The sequence below is a fragment of the Arthrobacter sp. D2-10 genome (assembly GCF_054161285.1).
This window is the reverse complement of the sequence record NZ_CP096432.1, coordinates 76699-97271: the sequence shown is the minus strand read 5'-3', so window position 1 is coordinate 97271 and position 20573 is coordinate 76699. Positions and strand designations below refer to the sequence as shown.

At 59.2% G+C, this 20573-nt stretch carries 17 protein-coding genes and 1 pseudogene; 8 read left to right on the top strand and 10 right to left on the bottom strand.

All coding sequences use genetic code 11. The features are described from left to right. Window positions 1-279 precede the first annotated feature (279 nt). On the top strand, window positions 280-3297 hold the full coding sequence (locus M1D74_RS17385) for a glycosyl hydrolase (RefSeq protein WP_458117219.1): 3018 nt from the start codon (window positions 280-282) through the stop codon (window positions 3295-3297). 813 nt (window positions 3298-4110) lie between these two features. Here M1D74_RS17385 and M1D74_RS17380 read toward each other — a convergent pair. From M1D74_RS17380 to M1D74_RS17345, 8 genes and pseudogenes are all read right to left on the bottom strand, one after another. Further along, a pseudogene (locus M1D74_RS17380) lies at window positions 4111-4413 on the bottom strand (DUF4193 domain-containing protein). Between the two features lie 365 nt (window positions 4414-4778). Continuing rightward, a complete protein-coding gene (locus M1D74_RS17375; RefSeq protein ID WP_458117362.1) occupies window positions 4779-5708 on the bottom strand; it encodes a hypothetical protein in 930 nt (309 codons plus the stop codon). Between the two features lie 116 nt (window positions 5709-5824). Next, the gene (locus tag M1D74_RS17370) at window positions 5825-6169 is read right to left on the bottom strand and encodes a hypothetical protein (protein ID WP_458117361.1); all 345 of its coding nucleotides are present in this window, start codon (window positions 6167-6169) and stop codon (window positions 5825-5827) included. Between the two features lie 204 nt (window positions 6170-6373). Further along, on the bottom strand, window positions 6374-7495 hold the full coding sequence (locus tag M1D74_RS17365) for an XRE family transcriptional regulator (protein ID WP_458117360.1): 1122 nt from the start codon (window positions 7493-7495) through the stop codon (window positions 6374-6376). Continuing rightward, window positions 7488-8189, bottom strand: coding sequence for a hypothetical protein (locus M1D74_RS17360; protein ID WP_458117359.1), 702 nt, complete (start codon window positions 8187-8189; stop codon window positions 7488-7490). Before M1D74_RS17360 ends, M1D74_RS17365 begins: the two co-directional genes overlap by 8 nt. Window positions 8190-8486: 297 nt before the next feature. Continuing rightward, on the bottom strand, window positions 8487-9302 hold the full coding sequence (locus M1D74_RS17355; protein WP_458117358.1) for a hypothetical protein: 816 nt from the start codon (window positions 9300-9302) through the stop codon (window positions 8487-8489). Window positions 9303-9964: 662 nt separating this feature from the next. Then, window positions 9965-10588, bottom strand: a complete 624-nt coding sequence (locus M1D74_RS17350) for an AAA family ATPase (RefSeq protein WP_458117357.1) — start codon at window positions 10586-10588, stop codon at window positions 9965-9967. Between the two features lie 115 nt (window positions 10589-10703). Continuing rightward, window positions 10704-11381 carry a hypothetical protein gene (locus M1D74_RS17345; RefSeq protein WP_458117356.1) on the bottom strand — a complete coding sequence of 226 codons (678 nt, stop codon included), beginning with the start codon at window positions 11379-11381 and terminating at the stop codon, window positions 10704-10706. A 119-nt stretch (window positions 11382-11500) separates the two neighbouring features. Between M1D74_RS17345 and M1D74_RS17340 the strand changes: the two genes are divergently transcribed. Continuing rightward, window positions 11501-12295, top strand: coding sequence for an alpha/beta fold hydrolase (locus tag M1D74_RS17340; RefSeq protein ID WP_458117355.1), 795 nt, complete (start codon window positions 11501-11503; stop codon window positions 12293-12295). A gap of 31 nt (window positions 12296-12326) precedes the next feature. Next, on the top strand, window positions 12327-13175 hold the full coding sequence (locus tag M1D74_RS17335) for a prephenate dehydratase (RefSeq protein ID WP_458117354.1): 849 nt from the start codon (window positions 12327-12329) through the stop codon (window positions 13173-13175). Between the two features lie 49 nt (window positions 13176-13224). Here the strand turns inward: M1D74_RS17335 and M1D74_RS17330 are convergent, their stop codons facing one another. Next, window positions 13225-13386 carry a hypothetical protein gene (locus M1D74_RS17330; protein WP_458117353.1) on the bottom strand — a complete coding sequence of 54 codons (162 nt, stop codon included), beginning with the start codon at window positions 13384-13386 and terminating at the stop codon, window positions 13225-13227. A 540-nt stretch (window positions 13387-13926) separates the two neighbouring features. Here M1D74_RS17330 and M1D74_RS17325 point away from each other — a divergent pair. Then, on the top strand, window positions 13927-15105 hold the full coding sequence (locus tag M1D74_RS17325; protein ID WP_458117367.1) for an MFS transporter: 1179 nt from the start codon (window positions 13927-13929) through the stop codon (window positions 15103-15105). A 170-nt stretch (window positions 15106-15275) separates the two neighbouring features. Here the strand turns inward: M1D74_RS17325 and M1D74_RS17320 are convergent, their stop codons facing one another. Further along, a complete protein-coding gene (locus M1D74_RS17320) occupies window positions 15276-16037 on the bottom strand; it encodes an IclR family transcriptional regulator (protein WP_458117352.1) in 762 nt (253 codons plus the stop codon). A 119-nt stretch (window positions 16038-16156) separates the two neighbouring features. On the opposite strand from M1D74_RS17320, the gene M1D74_RS17315 reads away from it, so the two are divergent. The 4 genes from M1D74_RS17315 to M1D74_RS17300 all read left to right on the top strand — a co-directional run bounded on the left by M1D74_RS17315 (window position 16157) and on the right by M1D74_RS17300 (window position 20454). Then, window positions 16157-17455, top strand: a complete 1299-nt coding sequence (locus tag M1D74_RS17315; RefSeq protein WP_458117351.1) for a flavin-dependent oxidoreductase — start codon at window positions 16157-16159, stop codon at window positions 17453-17455. Window positions 17456-17765: 310 nt separating this feature from the next. After that, a complete protein-coding gene (locus tag M1D74_RS17310) occupies window positions 17766-18866 on the top strand; it encodes a cupin domain-containing protein (protein ID WP_458117350.1) in 1101 nt (366 codons plus the stop codon). Next, window positions 18866-19696 carry a fumarylacetoacetate hydrolase family protein gene (locus M1D74_RS17305; RefSeq protein WP_458117349.1) on the top strand — a complete coding sequence of 277 codons (831 nt, stop codon included), beginning with the start codon at window positions 18866-18868 and terminating at the stop codon, window positions 19694-19696. The genes M1D74_RS17310 and M1D74_RS17305 overlap by 1 nt, the downstream gene beginning before the upstream one ends. Next, complete coding sequence (locus tag M1D74_RS17300; RefSeq protein ID WP_458117348.1) at window positions 19696-20454, top strand: maleylpyruvate isomerase family mycothiol-dependent enzyme; 759 nt, start codon at window positions 19696-19698, stop codon at window positions 20452-20454. The genes M1D74_RS17305 and M1D74_RS17300 overlap by 1 nt, the downstream gene beginning before the upstream one ends. Window positions 20455-20573: the final 119 nt, after the last annotated feature.

The following is a 20573-nucleotide window of genomic DNA, read 5'->3' as shown; positions in this document are numbered from 1 at the left end:
TGTATGTGGCGGCTCACGGGGTTGTTGCACATCAAAAGTAACAGCATGAATACTCCTTGACTGAAATGTGTAACAAGCATATAGTTTGCTCAATTGAAACCATTCAATTTCTTCCTACTCTGGCTGCGGTAATCGCATTCTTGCCGTGCAGAGTTTGACATCAGTAATTCCTGATAAAGGGGAAGAAGAGGCGTATGTCGACGATGACAAGGAGAAACAGTGAAGTTTCCAAATAAGCGGCCAGTTGGACCTGCTCGCGGGTCACATAGATGGCTGACCGTGCCAGCGCTGACCGCGACGCTACTCGCAACGTTGATCGTCCCGCAGGCCGCCATTGCAACCACTTCCCCGTTGCCGTCCAATTCATCAGTCTTCACCGAAGAGTTCGCTGACCCCTCGAATGAGAACCGGGCGACGATGCGACTATGGATGCCGCTCGCGCCCATTGATGACAATGAGCTCCGCGCTGCCCTGACCGATATAGCCGACCGAGGTTTCGGGTCGGTTGAGATCGGTGCATTCCCCGTGCGCGGTGGGTCGGCAGCTACCGACGGTTGGAACAGCGATGCTTGGAACGATGCGATGCGCACCGCCCTGGCACTCGCCGCGGAGCCGGAGATCGGGCTTCGCGTCGACTTCATGGTGAGCGCGAACTACCCTGCAGCTACGCCATCGAATTACGTCACTCCTGATAGCGCCGGCTCCGAGAAGGAGTTGGCCTGGGGTGTGGTAAAGGTGGCCGCAGGTTCGACTTTCGAGGCGCCTGCGCCTGCGCCGATCAAGGCCCCTGCTGCGGATGTGAAGGATCAGAAGCTTGTCGCAGTAGTCGCCACCAAGCTCGCTCCGGGTCAGGCTTTCGACCCGTCTGCCGTTGGCACGAAGGACTACACAAGCGTCAACCTCGATCAGTCCTCGACGGTTGTGTTGGAGGTGCCGGAGGATTCTTCCCAGCCGATTGCCTTTACTGCACCGGATGATTCTGAGGATTGGGTGCTGACCAGCTACTGGTTCCGCGGTAGTGGTGCCGTGGTCGCCGATATTACTGAACCGAAGTCGTTCGTCGTTGATCACCTGAGCAAGGAAGGCACCAACGCCTGGTCAACCTTGTGGGAACAGGAGCTCCTTGCAGACCCCGCTGCGGTGGATTTGCTTGCCGATAACGGCGGGTACTTGTTCGAAGATTCGCTACACCTGTCGTCCTACCAGCTCTGGACTGACGACTTCTTCGAAGAGTTCAAGGCCCGTCGCGGGTATGACCTGACTCCGCATCTGCCGGCAATCCTTGTTCCGGACCTCAACAACTTCTTTGTGGGCCGGGCAAATGCCGATACTAAGCTGGGAACCTTCGAGTTCGAGCCGGGGGTGGGCCAGAAGATCCGCAATGACTACTACCAGACGCTGACCGATCTGTATGTGGAGAACCACATCATTCCCATGCGTGAATGGGCTGCGCAGTACAATCTCGGTCTGCGGTTCCAGCCCTCGTACGGGCAATCACTGGAGCAGTCGCAGGCTGTGTTCGAGATCGACGTCCCCGAAACAGAATCGTTCCAGCACAACAATCAGATCGACGCTTACCGATACACGGCTGCGGCTGCTCATGCATCGGACCGGAATTTGATCTCCACCGAATGCTGCGCCTCCTTCGGAGGAACGAACGCATTCGGCTGGCAAAACACGCTCCCGATTGTGGAGGGGAACTTCGCCGGCGGCGTGAACAACATTGTGTTCCACGGGTACTCCTACAACCTCTCCCCCGATGCGACCTGGCCGGGATGGATCCGGTTCGGCCAGAACTCCTTCTCCGAGAACTACGGGAAGCAACCGACCTGGGAGCTTGCGGAGCCGGTAGCAGACTACTTGGGTCGTCAGCAGGTCGCGCTACGTGAAGGACGTCAGGTAACCGACGTTGCTGTTTACCGGCACAGCTACAGCGACATGCTTCTGGGAACCACACCGCCCAAGTACTACAACGACAACGGTGCTCTGCAGGCCGCTGGATACTCGTATGGGTTCGTGTCGCCGGACATGCTCGACCTCGAGACCTTCACCGTGTCGGACGGGCGCCTCGACGCAGAGGGTGCCGGCTACCGTTCCCTTATCGTTGATCAGGGAACGAAGCTGACGGTCGATGCAGCGCATCACCTTCTCGAAGCCGCCAGGGCTGGTTTTCCGATTCTGTTCATTGGTGCCCCGCCCACCGAATCGCCGTTCTATGCCGAGCGTGATGCCGACATCGCTGGCATTGTCGCTGACATTCTCGCCACCGGCTCTGCGGTTCAGGTCGCTGACCGGGCTGCTGTTCCGGCGGCTCTTGAAGAGGCGTCGACTCTGCCTGATGCGGACGCCACTGGCGCGACCACAGCAGTGCCGGTGCGCCGTTCGACTGAGTCCGGCGACCTCTACTACCTCTACAACACAGCAACTACACCGCTCACAACCACCTATGCACTGAAGGGCGAAGGCCGACCTTACAAGCTCGACGCTTGGACCGGTCAGATCACGCCCATTGCCGAATTTACCCAGTCCAACGGGCGTACAACGGTCGACGTCGCTCTAGAGGGGAACGAGACCACAATCATCGCAATCAGTGATGAGTGGTCGGACAAGAAGCTCGATAAGTTGCCCAGCGTCGTTTCCACCACCGCTGCGGGCGGAGCCGAATACACGGACAAGACGATCACGCTGCTGGCCGACCGCGACGGCACGGTGAATGCAGAACTCAGCAACGGGGCCCAGGTTACCGCGCAGGCTAAAAAGGTACCCACGGCTGCGCTTGGCACCGAGTGGAAGCTCAATGTCGAGTCCTGGGAGCAGGCTGACGGGTCCAACCCGTACGACATTGCCAGGGTGCCATCCGAGCATGCGTTGACGCTCGGCGCGGACGGCAAGCTCCCGGCATGGACCTCAATACCAGGGCTGGAAGATGTCTCTGGTATCGGAACCTACCAGGGCACACTCAACGTCGATAAGAAGTGGTCAAAGTCGGGCCGAGTAACCCTCGACCTCGGGTCGGTCTACGACACTGTGCGGCTCACCGTGAACGGAAAGGAAGTGCGCGGAATCAACCCGCGGAATCCCGAAGCAGATATTTCCGAGTATGTGACAGCTGGTGCCAACACCGTACAAATCGAGATTGGCACTACACTCCGGAACCGGATGCGCGTCATTACAGGCGAGGCGGCGACGCCTTCCAGGGGTCCGCGACAGGCCTACGGCGTGTTCGGCCCGGTCTCGGTAACAACGTACCAAGAGGTTGATCTCGAACCAGGAGACTGGAAGGCACGGGGTCGCTGAACAGGATGAGACTGAGGGGTGCTCGTATGGGATCCGTTCGAGCACCCCACAGCCATTGAAGGTTTTAAGGTTGAACCGGCGTCAAGGTGGGACTCGTAAATGGTGATGCCAAGTCCTTGGGCTCTGCTCGTCGAACTGACGCAGCAGTTCGTTTCCTATGCGGCGCCAGTCCATAGCTCGTTCGGGGATCTAGGCTGTCGGCTGATCCCCAGTGCGGAAAGGCGGTAACTCGAAGCCGTTCCCGGAAACGTCAAGATGTCGAAGCACGTCATCACCGTCGGCTAGGAAGCCCGGCGCCGCTGTCTGAGATATCACGGGCCAAGACGGGAGCCTAGCGCCACCCCGAGCCACACTCACATGGAACCTGTGATGAGGACGCGAACCGCCGGGGCGATCCCTGCAGCAGGCCTCATTCGAACTCATCCCCAGTCCCGACCCCGACGAGCACAGGAGGCCCAGTTCCGACCGTCAGCCTGAAGGCATTCAACGTTCTGCGCGACCTCTTATTGGACCGGCTAAGAGTAATAGATGGGCCTATTCGCTCTTCCAAGACAGGTCCAGCATCCGGAAGGCGTGCTTGATGGCGCCGCTTTCGTAGTGGAGCTCTTCTACCTTTATGCCTCGGAGTTGCGGACTGGAGAGCCCGTCGCCTGGTCTTTCGAAGACCGCCCATAACCACAGGTCGTCACCGTGGCGGATGCAAATGTAACGCCATCCAGATCGGCGGTCTCGTACATCCAAGTAGCGACCGCCTGAGTGAGTTCGCGGGTCCGGCATCTTTCAGCACTGCTGCGTCCGGATCAGCTGATTTCCTCAGCCTTCGCATTCCTTGCAGTACTGCAGACTGCCGGACGTCCGGGCAACTTGGCTGTGATGACGAACTAAAAAGCAGGACGAGCAAGTGAACTCGTCTGCCTGCTGCGGGATGACCTGGATCTGCAGTTCCTCGTGCGACAAATCGGCGCCTGGCAGGTCGATGCCTTCTGCGGTGTCGGAATCGTCGACGTCGATGATCGCCGTCTGGGTCTTCTGCGCCGCCTAGGCGCGGATCGCCTCAAGGGACTCGTTTGAGGATTCGTCGAACTTGTTGCGGGGCTCGTCGTAATCGGTGGCCATTAGTCTCCTTCGTGAAATTGCCCCAGCGTACAGGGCTGAACTCTCAACCACACAATCTCAAACTTCATCTATATGCACCGCTTGATCTCCGGCATGCATCGCAAGTTTGGGTGCTATCTCCCTCCACATAGATCAAGGACTCTGTTACTCACGGACTTCGTCAGTCGACTCTGGTTCCTGTGGCTATGGGCTCGTATGGGCTGCAATAAAGCGACCCCTCAACGTGCGTGTATGCGTTCAGCCCATACGTACATATGGCATCGGTTTCTGCCATTGATTGGGTTCGGTCACATCCAGAGCGTTGACCGTTCGGCTAACGCAGCAGTGTGCGACCGACTTACGGGCTGCCTGTAGTATGACCGCGCTTAAGCCAATGTGGAGAAATCATCCTCAGGCAAAAGCCGGAAACCGCCATGGCCATCGTCGCCAACTGCGTAATGACGCTTCTGTCGGTGCATCACCGCCGTCGAAGGGTAGTTGATGTCCGGTCCCAGAGCATTGAGCTGATACTCGCCCTTACGTGCGCCGTGACGAAGTAGGGATCCCGTTATCTCAAGCTTTTGGGAGATGTAGCACCCGGAGTCGCCTTGTAGATCAGTGGACCAGTAGCCTTCGCCACCAATAACACGGTCACCACAATGATTAGCAACGTAGAACAACTGACCGAGCCGCGTTCCGATAAGGATGAAGGTTGCACGGCTACTGCCCTCCGCGCCATAGCCATCAATAGTGAGGTATCGAGTTCTCCCACGCACGCCGCCAGATTTAATGAATCGGCTGAATGCCTGATGGAGCTGCAATGTCACGGGACTCGTGCTTCGGTTCCGAAAAGTCACGCGAAAAACTGCGAAAAGCCAACGATCTTCGTCCGCCGGGTCTACGAAGGTGTGACCAACCTCGACCGCCGCCAGTTGAGCATCATCTTGGGACCCAGACTCCTCCGACGCCACATAGCCGACCGGGATGGCGTGCCCTTGCTCATTGACGTGAACAAAGTTCATCACGACGTTAGGAGCCGATACTTCCATTCTTGCTCGAATGGTCTCGGCGGCCATCAACTGAGCTTGCTCCGCCTGCTTCTGTGCCAACTGAAGACCCACAGCCGAGTGGTTCGCTTCTTCACGAGCAAGTTCGAGGGTGGCGTTCGCGGCGTTCACCGCTTTCTCGCTCGCATCAGCTGACCGTTTAGCTTCGTTCACCGACTGCCGTGTAAATATCGACTGAACCGCGACGGTCAAGGCCGAAAAACCCGTAGCAATGGCCGCCCAGATCGTTGCCGACGTTGCTGCATCCACTTATCTATTCCCCCAGCTAGAGTTCGAGCGTGTACGCCTGTGCGGCCCCGCCACATTAGGGGCGTTATTGAGGCGTCTCCGATGTCCGGCAAAGCGTCCTGGTTCCGCCGAGCTGATCACCAGTCGCGGCTGGTCTCCACCTGCGAAGGCGCGGCGGCTTCGGCTGGTTCAGGAAAACTGTAGTCGCGGTAGCTGTGCTGTGGAACGAGCCGTCGGCCAGTTTTTGCTTTGCCCAACCAATCTGCAAGTTCGTCGACGTCCTCGCCCCGCATGCCCTCCGCGAGACAGCGTTCCCGAAACGCCGTCGTTTCCACACCGGTCCAACGATGACGGACGTTCATGAGGTCGGCCTTGAACTTGGCCTGCTCATTCCACTTGAGATGGTTATCGTATCCGCGCGCCATCCGGGCGAGATACTCGATGAATTTGATGACGCTGGGCGGTAACGAGGGCGTTTCCATGGCCGTAAAGCTACTACGACCAGGTGACATCAAGGTGGGCAGTAGCCAGCGGGCCTCGTCTTTGTTGGAAATTGATGCTGTTTACGCTTGAGAAAAGAACATGTGCGTTCAAGGATCCCACTCCTGCTCGGCGGAACCCTTCAGATGGGTTGGATGGTGAACTCCTCTCAGAAACCGCTCCCTCGTTGCTACAACGCTCATAATTTAATCGCCGCTGATAAGGCGCAAGACCGGGCGCTGATCGACCTCTCCGAGCAAGTCGCGCACCTGACGCGGAGTGATCTTCAGAGCTTCGGCCAGAGCAGGCGCGCCACCACCGTGGTCTGCGGCCAATTCGGCTGCCTTCTTCAAGAGCGTGGGCATTTCACCTGGATACGCACTGGTCGGATCGGCGGCTGCATCGTTGACCATGGTTAGGCGCTGGTACGCCCGCCGGGCCGACGACTCAGTGGTGCGACCACGCTCTACCATTCGACGGACGAGTGAGTGAGGAGAGACGCCCCAGGTCCTGCCAAGCCTGTCTAGTGCTGCTAAATCGAGCCTCGGCGGAAGTGCCGCATCCATAGAGGCGGCAGGGGTCAGGAACGCAGCGGCGAATGCGTCCGCCTCCTTCTCGATGGCCGCGTTGTGTTCACATGACTCCGAATGCAGCAGCAAGTGCCCTATCTCGTGCGCGATCGAGAACCGATGCCTGAAAACGTTCTCGCTCCGACGCGGCGTAGTGACAACTATGGGACGATCCACGATCACAACTGAGAAGGCGTCGACCGCGTCGATCTCGCCGAGCGGGCGCATGGCGACCACGATGCCATGGGACTCAACCGTCGCCACAAGGTGCTTGACGGGGCCATCGGGAATTCCCCAATGCAATCGCAGGAGCGCGGCAGCGTCCGCCGGAGTAGTGGGCTCAGGCACAACGGGCAGATTGACCTCGGGAATCCTGATGTGGCGCTCAAGCGCAAACGTCAACTCCCATACCAAGGTCGCAGTGGCCAGGGCCTTCTGCCGGTCGCTTACACGGGCGGATCTTAAGCTGCGGAAGTGCGCATTTACGGTGTCGATGCGCGCAAGCGGACGGCCTATGTCGAAAAATTCAGGACGGACATCCAAAGACTTCGCCAAACGGTCCAGTACGTCGACGCGCGGCGAATTGACGCCGGCCTCGTACTGACCGATCGCGGCAGCGGACACTCCGACCGCGGCGGCCAGATCGGTCTTACTCATGCCAACGCGAACGCGTGCCTGGGTAAGTCGCGCCGGCTCGAAGCGGCCATGCGTCTGCCCGGCGCCGGGCAAGTCAAAGAGGCCGGGGCCATCGTCACGCATCCGGCTGCGTCCCCTCCTGCTCCTGCGGCTCGATCGTGGGGCCGTTCGGAGTGCCGCTGTCGAACGACTCGACGTCCGTCACGACGTCATCAACGTTGAGCTCCGGCTCCCAAATGCTTTCCTGACCGTGCAACTTGACCTCTCCCGTCTCCCCGTCGAGCTCGGCTACCGCCCATTCGATTGACTGCAGTTGTCGCGGCGAGGACTTGATCATGATTAGGACTAATGGCATAACGTCCTCGGCTGCCCGCACCACGCGCTCGAGATCAGTCGCTTCGGGTGAATCAGAGGCCAGCTCCGACTCGGGTTCACCCCCAAATCCCGGCTCGAAGAGCGTCGGATCGAGCAGCTGAGCAGCGAAGCCGTTCAACCGAGTCGGACTGGATGCGAACGACGAGACCGCTCCCTTGGAGTCCGGGACGCGCCAGACATATACGAGGCAGTCGTTGATAACCGGGAGTTTGTAGCCAGCCGGAGGCAGCTTGTGCGTCCTATATCCACGGTCCTTGAAGGCTTCCTGTACGTCATCCAGAAGATCACGCCATTGACTGCCGAACCCCATCATGTACCGCGATCCCGAAACCTGATGCGCTTCGGCGAAACGCTCGTGCCGGGAGCGCACGGTTTCGACCACAAGGGTATGGACGTCCTGAACATGGGAGCCGAGAACGTCGGCGGGCGAGGCTGGGAGCATAATGGTCCTCCTGATTCGCGTCCGGAGCCGCGAATTCGGCCGAGGACTGACTTCAGTATGGCACATCATTCGCGCATTATCGCTTCAGTGTCACACGGCAAGTCCAAGATTTGCTCGTCGGACCGCAACGCTTCCCAGCACTCCGGCCATGTCATCTATTGACTAGCTGTTGTTAATCAGGTTCCTCAGCTTGCTGAATCCTGCCTTTCTTCGCCGGCAACTTGGTTGGCCCCCAGACCTATGCCCGCATCCGATCTCTGGCTGTACGGTGAGCGATCCGTTGTTGTGGGATGAGTGCTATCTCTTGCGGCGCTTTCTACGAAGACCGTGCAACGCTTGAGCGGCAAGTTGGTCACCGCTTTGCGCAGCTTCCTTCAAGAGTGTTCTACCTTCTTGGCGGTGTCCTGCTTGCCAAAGCGCTAGCCCGAGATTGTGCACTGCGTTCGGTTCGCCGGCTGCGACGGCTCGACGGAGAAGTTCGATTTCGTCGGCGACACGTCCCTTCATCCCATAGAGGTTCGCCAGCGGGATGAGCACGTCGACACCTCCTTCATCAATGTGGCGTTCGAGGAGTTCAATCGACTCGTCAACCTCCAGCTCTCCACTCAGTACGAGTTCGACGGCAGCTTCCGGGTTCTCCTCTTTTGCCTCCAGCAGGATTCTCAGTGCGGTGTTCTCGGCTCCGAGGGAACGGTACGCACGCGACAGGCGCACCGGCACGTATGGGTGATCGCCCGATCGTTCGAACCAGGTGATGGCGGTCTTCGCATCGTTGAGTTCAAAGTAGATCTGTCCGAGTGTCAGGGCAGCATGCTGGTCGTCGGCCTCGTAGGCCTGCTCGAGAGGAGGAATGGCCTGCTTGAGCTTGCCTTCGTACCACAGGAAGATGCCGTAATTCAGCAGAGCGTCGGTAACGCCTGCGTCAATCGCCATCTGATAAAGCAGTTCGATCGCTTCCGCTTTTGAGATTCGCTGGAGGTCATTGGCTGCGTTATACAGTGTTTCCGGTTCGAGTTCGGCGTCCTCGATCGTTTGGCGGAAGCTCAGCTTCCCATCACCTTCTTCTTGCACAATTTTCACTGCTCTAACCTTCCACAGCTCCGCGAGTTGCATGACGAAGACACGAACGAACGAACTTCTTTCGACGCATCGGCGGGGAGAGCAGTGGGGTGTCGCATTAGGTCGCAGTGTCCGATGAGGGATCGCGAGGGATTGATCGCTGTTGGGCCTGAAGGGGTGCTTAGGCTACGGGCATGGAAGCAAACGATCCGTGGGCCAATTTCAGTCGTGACCGCCTCCCAAGTGGGTGGTCCTATCCGCTTGGACAAGAAGACTTTCTGGTGGCACTTCGGCGTCAGAACGTGAGGGTGCGAACTCTGGCATTGAGCTGGCTCGACACGAAACCGGTAAAACCGTTGGATCTACTGACGGCTGATTGGTCCTCGGATGCTCGAGCCAATTACTTTGGGATCGAAGAGCGGGACTCTAAGCCGCTTCGCATAATTCATCACGCAGTGCCCTCTCCATTGCGTCAGGAGGTGCGCGAGGCGCTAATGCACGGGTATTTGCAAACGATGATGGAGTGGCTCCAAATGGCAACAGTTCAGGGAAACGCCTGGACGGCAAGTGATCACCATTGGCACCTCACTCGTACTTCGGCAGGCTACATCGCAGTGGACGAGGCCCTAATCCATCGCTAGTGCGGCGAGGGATACCCATTGATGCCCGTAAACCGATCTCTGACAGTATGCGAGTTTCGGTATTGTCCTCCTGCGCTAAGACGCGGACTGTTGGCTGATGTGTTCCGTTGGAGCCTTTTCTAGCCAGGCGAGAATCTGGGCCGCTGCCTCCTGTGCTGTGAGATCGCCGTTGTCCAGCCGTAGATGCATGTGTTCAGCTAGGAGTGCGGTTCCTGGCAAAGCCCCGCCAACAGTGGCATTCGGGTCAGTATTCATAAGGAAACGTTCCATATCTCGAACATTCGAGTCGGACCATTCCACGTCGCGCTTTGATCGCTTCTCGGCGAGGCGCAACTCGGTCCGATTCCGTCGCAGGCGCGTGTTCAGGTCCGCTGACAGTTCCACGAATGCTACGTCTGCGCCCTTCTCGACATAGGGGCGGATGTACCTCGAGAGATCATCGGCGTCTGCCTGCAACTCTAGGCCCCACACAAATGTGAACAGCAGGTCGGTGCCTGACAGGGCTGCTTCCTCGACGACCCCCGCCCGCCATTCGTTAAGTAGGCGGGTGAACGGTGGTGTCCCGTAGTCGAACACTTCGAGTAGGGGCTCGATGAGGGTGTGGTTATGGAACAGGCGGAAGTTGCTCCGCTGAGCTATCTCGCGTCCGACGGTCATTTTGCCGACCGCGGGCGGACCAAAAATCACTAGCAAACGCATGTAGTAACTCTGCCATAGGCAGTCGCCGACATTCCTGCGCTTGAGATTCGATCGGTTTGCTACGGAGCTTGGTCGATCTCAGTCACACGATTCGGAGGTTGGCGGCTCCAAGGTTTCAGGACGGGGTGATGCGAAAAGTGACGCGTGACAGGTCGGCGTCTTCAGGCATGGACGGGTAGTGCGTTCGCAAACCCGCGACGTGTTCAGCATCGAGATCGATCAAGCGGATCCGTTCTACGGAAAGAATCTCGCCCTCAGTGTGGGCAAAGTCGGGGTGGCCCTCGAAGACGAAAGTTGCGGGTCCCACCTCGATTGGGTCATCCCAGCGGATGGTCGTTGTCTTCTCCCCTGACATCACAGCGTTGTGATACCGCTTGTTGAACCGGAAGATTCGGCTCCCGTTAGCGTCCGGGAAGAAGTAGGTGTCAGGCAGGAGTTTCCGAATCGGCCGGACAGCCGGGCCAGATTCTGTAGGAACTGCGACAAGTATGTCGGGATGGTGATCAAGTAGCACCTGCCGGCATCGACCGCACGGAGGAATGAGACCGCGCCCTCCATCGCCGGCTGCAGCAATCGTGAGCAGTTGCTTCGCCCCTGCGGTGGCCGCGGCGCCCAGGGCGACCAATTCGGCGCAGGGACCGCCGTTGAAGTGGTAGACATTCACTGCCTGATGAATGTAACCGTCAATATCCATCGCAGCGGCGGCCACGGTGTGGTTGTCGTTCTCCCCGAGGGTTCGCGCTAAGCCTTCAGCAGCATCAATCACCCGGCGCTCAGTCTCAAGTGGTTCCACAACTGATCACGCTAGCAGGCGCCACCAGGAGGAATCGCAAGAGAACGACGATACCTACTGGAAGTCTCCGGATGTACGGGCCTACGGGCCGGTGATAGGTCGTTACGTAGGATTTCTGGGTGGATCAAACCAGGCGCGTAGTTCGCGTAGCTGATGGCACCGACATCAGCTACGTCGTCATCGACGGCTGTGAGCCTTCCATCGTGATCCTCCACGGCCTGGCCGGAAGCGGAAAGGAATTTCTGCCTACTGCACGAGCGCTGCACGGGCGAAAGGTCATACTGATCGACCAGCGGGGTCACGGCCTGAGCACACGGTTGCCCTCAGACACCTCGCGTAAGGCTTTCGTCAGCGACGTTGCCACAGTCATTGATCGCGAGGTTTCCGACCCGGTGCATCTGGTCGGGCACTCCATGGGTGCTCACACCGCAATGCTCACCGCTGCCGCTCACCCCGACCTCGTCCGGTCCCTCGTGCTCCTCGAGTGCGGTGAAAGGGGTGGCAGCGACCACGAGCATGCGGCTCTCGGCGAGTACTTCCGCTCCTGGCCCATTCCATTCCCTGACCGTTCCACGGCGTCCGCATTCCTAGGGGACGGTCCAATACAGCGCGCCTGGCTCGAGGACATGGAACGCCGGGAGGACGGTTTGCATCCCCGCTTCGACCCCGAAGTGATGGTCGCGGTGCTGACGCCTCTTGGAGAACCGCGGTGGGCGGAGTGGGGGCGCGTACAGGCGCCAACATTAGTTGTTTACGCCGAGGACGGGATGTTCACCGAAGACCAAAAGGCGCAATTCGTGAAGCGGGGTAGCGACGTCATACGCGTCGACCTTGCAGCAGGATCACACGACGCCCACCTTGATGCCTTCGAACAGTGGATAGAAGCTCTTACCGGATTTCTGAACGTGAGGTGAGGGATGGCTAACCTGTGGCACCATACGAAGGATGGCCTACACGATTGCGTACCAGGGCGAGCCTGGAGCCAACTCGGATATCGCTTGTAAGCAGATGTTTCCGGGGATGAGAAGCGTCCCATGCGCAAGCTTCGAAGACGTCTTCGAACTGGTCGCACGCTGCGAAGCAGACCGGGCCATGATTCCCATCGAAAACTCGATCGCCGGCCGGGTTGCGGACATCCACATCCTGCTGCCGCAATCCAACCTTCAGATAGTTGACGAGTTCTTCCTGCCCATCCACTTCGACCTTTTGGGCATTCCCGGGAGCACAATAGAAGAAGCCACCGAGGTGCATAGTCATATCCATGCTCTGGGTCAGTGCCGCCGCCTAATCCGGGAGGCAGGACTGAGACCGGTTGTTGCCGGGGACACGGCAGGGTCGGCACGAGAGATCAGAGAATGGAACGACCCTCGTAAGCTGTGCTTGGCCCCGCCGCTCGCGGCTCAGATCTACGGCCTCGACGTTTTGGCTTCGGGGGTTGAAGACGACCCTTCCAACACCACGCGGTTTGTAGTCCTGGCCCGAGAAACAGAATTGCCAAGCCGGGCGGAACTTCCCGGACCAGCTATCACAAGCTTCGTATTCCGGGTTGTGAACGTGCCCTCGGCTCTCTATAAGGCTCTTGGTGGTTTCGCTACAAACGGCGTGAACTTGACCCGGCTTGAGAGTTACATGGTGGGGACCCAGTTCGCCGCCACCATGTTCATGGTCGATGTCGAAGGCCACCCCGAAGACCCATCGCTTGGCTTGGCCCTGAAGGAACTAAAGTTCTTCACTTCTGAGGTCCGGATCCTCGGCACGTACGCAGCATCGGACTACCGTGGGATGCACGGCTGACTGTCCGGAACCCTGACCTACTCCAGTCCTCCACGTCGCCGGTGACACCTTACTCAACGGCGACGTCCGTCGTGCGGTCGCCGAGCACCAGCCCGATGCGATCGTTCTGAACCTCCGAGGCAGGCGTCCCTGAGTGCTCGATTATCAAGGGCGACAACGATGTAGTCGAGGTCCACGCCGCTGCCCCGAAGCGACCACCGTCGCTGTCCATATGGAGCATTGAAGGGCGAGAGGTCCCGCACAAGGACCAAAACGCCCGCCAAGAATGAAGTTCATCCCGTGTATTTCCCTGAAATTCGGGGCATGAATCCTGACCGGGCAACTTCAGCTGCGGGGAAGGGCAACCTAGAACAATATCCCCGCTTGCAAAACTTCAGAAAGAGTCAGGGTTGTCTGTGCCTCTGCCGACAGGGGCTCCGTATCATTGGCTGATCGGGGCCATAGGATGCCGCATCAAGGCCTTACCCGCCGCCGAAATGTTCCCCTGTGAAGAACTTTCCAGCAAAAAAACGACTGTGACTCACACCTCCCTAGACTTCGAAGACACTCCGGTGCTCTGCAGGTCCATCAGCAGTAATGGTTCTTGTCGATTTGGAGAACCCGCTCCGCGACGACCGCGGAAACGGACCTGACCGAGCTCACGGTTGGTAGTTATCTTCAGCGTAGAAAGTTTTTCAAATTGGTCTCCCACCTCAAAACTTCGACCTACTCGGACGCCCCTTCCCAATCCCGGCGCCGTTATCCCTGGATAGTGCTGGCACTTTGCTGGCTGGCGTTCACGATGACCTCACTGGACCGATCCACTTGGGGGCCTTCCTCTATCTTTGTCGGGGAAGACCTTGGTGTTCCCCTCGCCAGCCTGGGCGTATTCGCCACCGGCTACTACATCGGCTATGTCGTCTCTATCTCGGGTGGAGGAATCCTGACCGACAAGTTTGGAGGCAGAACCATCATTGCGGTGTCCCTTGTGGGCGCTGGATCCTTCATGTTTGTTTTCGGATCCACTACTTCTGCGGTGATTGGCATCCTGGTTCAGGGAACAGTCGGATTGTTCGCCGGAGCCGAATATGCTGCCGGCATCAAGCTGATTTCTAGCTGGTTCAAACCCCACCAGTTGGGAAAGGTAATGGGGATCTATACCTCGGCCGTTTCCCTCGGCGTAGTTATTGCCAACACCGCAGTGCCCGCCCTCATAGACCTCTACGGGTGGACAGCCTCCTACCACGTCTTCGGCGTCGTTTCGGTCATCGTCGGAATAGTATGCTATGTGGTCCTCCGCCCAGGACCCATCGTTACCAGATCCTCAAGAGCAGCAGGAAAATCGACATTCCGCACACTCGTCGGTAATAAGAATCTGGTGCTGCTGGCTTTAGCAGGCTTCGGCGGATTTTGGGGGGCCTACGGCTTTATCACATGGTCCAACGCCCTCATCATCAAGGGGCATGGCATTGACCCGGCGGTAGCGGGAGGGATAGTGGCGCTCTATGCAGCGCTCGGTGTGCTGGGTAAACCAATCATGGGGTGGGTCTCCGACTACTTCAACGCATCGCGTCGGGTGCCTGCGATGATCGTATACGCCGTGTTCGCAGTGACCCTCCTCATTTTCGGGCTGATGAATAACGCCACGGCATTCCTTATAGTTGCACCCCTCCTCGGGCTGGGAGCGTCGTGCTTTATGCCGCTGATGGTTGCACTTGTACCAAGGCTCGTCGGATCAGAAATGATTGGTACAGCAGCAGGGTTCATGTCGGGTTTCTGGCAGTTGGGCAGCGTTCTTGTGCCGCTTGCCGTGGGTGGAGTATTTGCACTGACCGGCCAGTCCTTCTTTGCTGCTTTTGCAACGTTGGCCGCGGGGCCGGCTGTGGCCATCCTTTTCATGTACTTCGTCAATGAACGCCCGGCAGACGTAGCGGTGGAGACGAAAGACTGACGATCCGAGCGCGAACGCGTCTTCAAAACCCCACATGCCGCTGTAGGGAGCCAAACGTCCTCGTGAGGCGTCGCGGTCCATGTGGCACACGGACCGCGACTGCTACCGGGGGACGAATCGAACGATAGGTTGCTCGGTAGGGGACGTGGCGGGCCTCAATCCGCTGCCCTTCACAAGAGTGGGCCCAAACGCTCGGCGGCGTCATGAGCGGCGGATGCGTGCTGACGCAGCCTCGACGCACCACCTCGGTCCGCCGGGACGCTGACTGCCAGGGAAGCGACTGTTTTTCCTTGCGCGTTTCTCACTGGTACCGCCACCGCGTGGAGGCCCTCAAGGCTCTCCCCCATGTTGATGGCATATCCCTGTCGCGTGATGTCCTCCAGTTCCTCCAGGAGCGAGGCCATATTGGTGGTGGTTTGTTCGGTGACGCGTCCCAAACCGGACGAAAGAAGAGCTTTGACCTCGTCTGGTTTCATCGCCGCGAGCAACGACTTGCCCCCTGCCGTCGCGTGTACAGGCAGCAAGGCACCTGTACGGCCCGTGACCCTGACTGCCCTGTCGCTTTCGATGCTTTCGAGAAACCTGACGCTTCGCCCTTCCAGAACCAAAAGCTGCACAGTCTCCTTGCACAGGACAGACAAGTCTTCCATTATCGGTCTTGCTGTCTGCCGAAGACTTTGGAGTCCACCCGAAGATAGCGTTAGTTCTAGCAATGCCGGACCCGGGCGATACGAGCGTGAGTTCCGCTCCTGCTGCACGAAACCTTCGTACGCCATGGTCGTGAGCAAACGATGTGCAGTGGATCGCGCGACACCCAATTCCTTCGCCGCATCTGTAACCCGCACAATGTCGTGCTCTCTGAAGAGAATCAGGATGCGCAGGGCATTAGAAACCGATTCGACCGCATATGGCGGTAGAGCTTTGTTCTGCATGACGGAAACTTTGCCAGAAATGTTCTGCAGAAGGAACAGTCCGTTTACGTTAGTGGCTCAAGCAAGCAAGGACTAACCCGCGTTTCACTAAGCACACGCGGACCCTTCTAAGGAGAAAAATGGCATCCCTCGTTGAAGCACACGACAACCCGGATCCGGGAGCACTGCAGGTCGCGATTATTGGGGCAGGCATCGGTGGACTGGTGCTGGCCCTGAAACTACAGAAGGCAGGGGTTTCCTGCAAGGTATTCGAAGCGGCTCCGGAGATTCGCCCCCTCGGCGTAGGGATCAACATCCTCCCTCACGCCGCAGCTGTCTTGGGAGAGTTGGGGCTGGAACCAGCACTTTCTGAGGTGGCGGTGATCACCCAGGAGGCCGCCTTCTTCAACAGGTTCGGCCAGTTCATCCACTCGGAGCCTGCGGGCCGTCATGCCGGATACGACAACCCGCAGTACTCGATCCACCGTGGCGATCTGCAGAAGGTTCTTTTGGACGCGGTGATCGAGCGCCTGGGGGCAGATGCCGTCGTTACAGACCACCACTGCGACTCGGTGAACCAGGATGAAACCGGTGCCGTTGCCCAGTTCACAAGGACCAGCGACAAAACGCCGCTTCCGGCAGTTCGTGCTGACGTAATTATCGCCTGCGATGGAGTTCATTCCGCCATCAGGAAGCAGTTCTATCCGGCGGAAGGGGAACCTCGTTACTCGGGCGTCACCATGTGGCGGGGAGTCACGGTAGCTAAGCCATTCCTCACCGGAGCCTCCATGGTTCGGGCGGGCTGGCTCGCCAGCGGCAAAATGGTCATCTATCCCATCCGTAACAATGTCGATGGCGAGGGTAATCAGCTGGTCAACTGGGTGGCGGAAATCGAAACTCCGCAACGGACCCAACGGGACTGGACCCGCGAAGGCCAGCTCGACGATTTTTATGACGTATATAAAGACTGGAACTTTGACTGGCTTGACGTAGCGGCGCTGATTAGAGGTTCCGATAAGGTCCTCGAGTACCCAATGGTTGATCAGGACCCCCTGCCCCGATGGACCTTCGGTCGAGTGACGTTGCTCGGCGATGCCGCACATCCCATGGTTCCCCGGGGCTCCAACGGCGCAGGTCAGGCCATTCTCGATGCGCAAAAGCTGGGGTCCTTGCTAGGAGCTGCTGCTGACCCGCAACAGGCACTGGCCGACTATGAAGCAGACCGCCTGCCCCGAACCTCAGCCGTTGTCCTGACCAACAGGGCGGCCCCGCCCGACACCATTATTCGGGAAGTATGGGAACGCACTAACGACCAGCCTTTCGACCGGATTGAAGACGTGATCAGCAGCGAAGAGTTGACCCAGATTGCTGACCGGTACCGCCAGGTGGCGGGATACAGTCTGGAGGAACTAAAGGCCTCGGTGGCAGCGAGGGAGTAATCGGCACATGGATTGCTGGAACACGTCACTGACGTATCCGGCTGCCAGGCACGTCGTGCCTCCGGGCGTGTGCGCTCGGAGCAAATGCGTGGAACTGACCTAACGCTTTTCGAGGGCTGATTGAGGACACGCATTGGCTTCAATCGGGTCTGATACCAACAGCCCCCTCACCCCGAATGAGAGTCACTGCCTCGCCACGAAGAGGCCGACCTCGAGCCGAACGACGGAGAACCGCCTGACTTTCATAACCACCAGGCACCCGTTTGAGGCGGACAACGACAACGAATAATCAACCAAAGGACTCAGCCAGATGACTGGAATTGAAACGACGGCCGAACCTACTCCTGAGGAGGCTGCGCAGCTTGAGCAGTTGTACCGGGATTTTGACAGTGAGAACTTGATTCCGTTGTGGACGGAGATCGGAAATCTGATGCCGATGGTCCCGTCTCCGAAGGCGGTGCCGCATCTGTGGCGGTGGAACGACCTTTATCCGTTGGCCGCTCGCGCCGGCGACCTGGTTCCTGTGGGCCGGGGTGGGGAGCGCCGAGCGATCGCGCTGGCGAATCCAGGCCTGGGCGGTACCCCGTACGCCACTCCTACGCTGTGGGCCGCTATCCAGTACCTGGGTGGTCGTGAAACGGCGCCGGAGCATCGGCATTCGCAGAACGCTTTCCGCTTTGTGGTCGAGGGCGAGGGTGTGTGGACGGTGGTGAACGGAGACCCCGTGGCCATGCGCCGTGGCGATTTCCTGCTGACTCCTGGCTGGAACTTCCATGGTCACCATAACGATACCGATGAGCCGATGGCCTGGATCGATGGGTTGGATATCCCGTTCGTGCACTACGCCGATGCCGGGTTCTTCGAGTTCGGCACCGAGCGAGTTACGGACGAGGCCACACCGCACATTTCCCGTTCTGAGCGGTTGTGGGCCCACCCTGGCTTGCGGCCGTTGTCAGGTTTGAAGGACACCACCAACTCTCCCATCGCCGCATACCGATGGGAGCACACCGACGCTGCTCTGCGCGATCAGTTGCTGCTGGAGGACGAAGGCCACCCGGCCACGGTGTCCCAGGGCCACGCCGCGATCCGCTACACCAACCCGACGACTGGCGGGGACGTGATGCCTACCATCCGTGCGGAGTTCCATCGTTTCCGGGCCGGTGCTTCCACTGAGCCGCTGCGTGAGGTGGGTTCCAGTGTCTGGCAGGTCTTCGAGGGCACCGGCACCGTGACCCTGGACGGCGAAACTAGGGCATTGGCCAAGGGCGACCTGTTCGTTGTTCCGTCTTGGGCTGCCTGGTCTCTGCAGGCCTCAGTCGAGGGTGAGTTTGACCTCTTCCGATTCAGTGACGCCCCCATTTTCGAACGTTTGAACTTCAACCGCACCTACACCGAAGGACGCACCAAGTAATGAGACTCCTCACCCTCCGCCTCGACAATGGGAAGAGCACGACGGCGGTCCGCCAGGACGGCGGGACCCTCACCGAAATCCCGGGTTTCTCCGACGTCGGGGCCCTGCTGCAGGATCCTGCGTGGGAAACCACGGCGAAAGCCGCCAGCGGCGCCACCCATGCCCTGGACGGCGCGGATCTCGCCGCGGTCGTGCCTTCCCCGGCGAAGATCATCTGCGTGGGCCACAACTACCGCAACCACATCAAGGAGATGGGCCGCGAGGTTCCCGAGCACCCCACCCTGTTCGCCAAATACGCCGAGTCCCTGATCGGGCCCAATGATGACCTAGCCCTGCCGCAGGAATCGGATACTGTGGACTGGGAGGCCGAGCTCGCTGTCGTGATCGGCAAGAAGGGCCGCCGCATCCCCGAAGCCCAGGCCGCGGACCACATCGCCGGCTATTCGGTGCTGAACGACATTTCAATGCGTGACTACCAATTCCGCACCATCCAGTGGCTGCAGGGCAAGACTTGGGAAAAGTCCACTCCGTTCGGCCCTGCCCTGGTCACCAAGGATGAATTCACACCGGGCCCGCTGATGACTTCGGCCGTTGACGGCGATGTCCAGCAGTCCACGCCGACGTCGGACCTGGTATTCACCCCCGAGTTCCTGGTCTCTTACATCTCGACCATCATCACCCTGAACCCCGGTGACGTGATCGCTACCGGCACCCCCGGCGGGGTGGGCCACGCCCAGGAACCCAAGCGGTACCTGCAGGAGGGCCAGGTCCTGGTGACCACCATCGAGGGCCTGGGCGAGTTGACGAACCGCGTGGTCAAGGAAGCCTGATGGTTGCCCGGAACGATCAAACCACGGACCCCGTCCTGCTGGACGGGTTGCTGCAGGCCCGACGTGGAACCGCGTTCTTCGCCCGCAAGCTCAACGAGCTGAGCGACGCTGAGCTGGACGGAGAGTCGCTCCTGCCGGGCTGGACCCGGCGGCACGTTGTGGCTCACGTGGGATACAACGCCCGGGCCATCGCTCGGCTGGTTGAATGGGCGGCCACGGGGGTGGAAAGACCTATGTATCCCTCTCCCGAAGCCCGCAACCGCGAAATCGAGTTCGGCGCCACCTTGTCCCCCATCGCACTGAGGAACCTGTTTGACCATTCCGCAATCCACCTGAACGTAGAATGGCGCGACCTGCCCGCCGACGCCTGGCACAACAAAGTTAGGACAGCCCAGGGCAGAGTGGTACCAGGAGAAGAAACGGTGTGGATGCGCACCCGGGAAGTCTGGATGCACGCCGTAGACCTGAACAACGGAGCATCCTACACGGATATCCCTGAACCCGTACTTGCCCGCCTGCTTGAGGACATCACCGGCGCCTGGCACACCCGCGGCACCGACGTAGGGTTATTAATCAAGGTGTCCGGAACGGACCTGACGTTTGGCGACGTCACAGCCAACAAACCGAGAATCGTCACCGGGCCACTGCCCGCCATCGTTCAATGGGCCGCCGGCCGCGGTAACGGTGAAATAGCGGCATTCGCGCGACGCACGTCAGACGACAACATTGACATAAGTCCGGCTCCGAGATGGATCTGAAAAGGTACTGCTTGTAGATTCCGCAGCTCAGGGGCGGAGGTGGAGGCAACAGCGTGCTTCGTGGACAGTCGGTGCCGCATGATCTCTTTGCCGGGGAGGAGCCAGCCCTTCTTCATTGT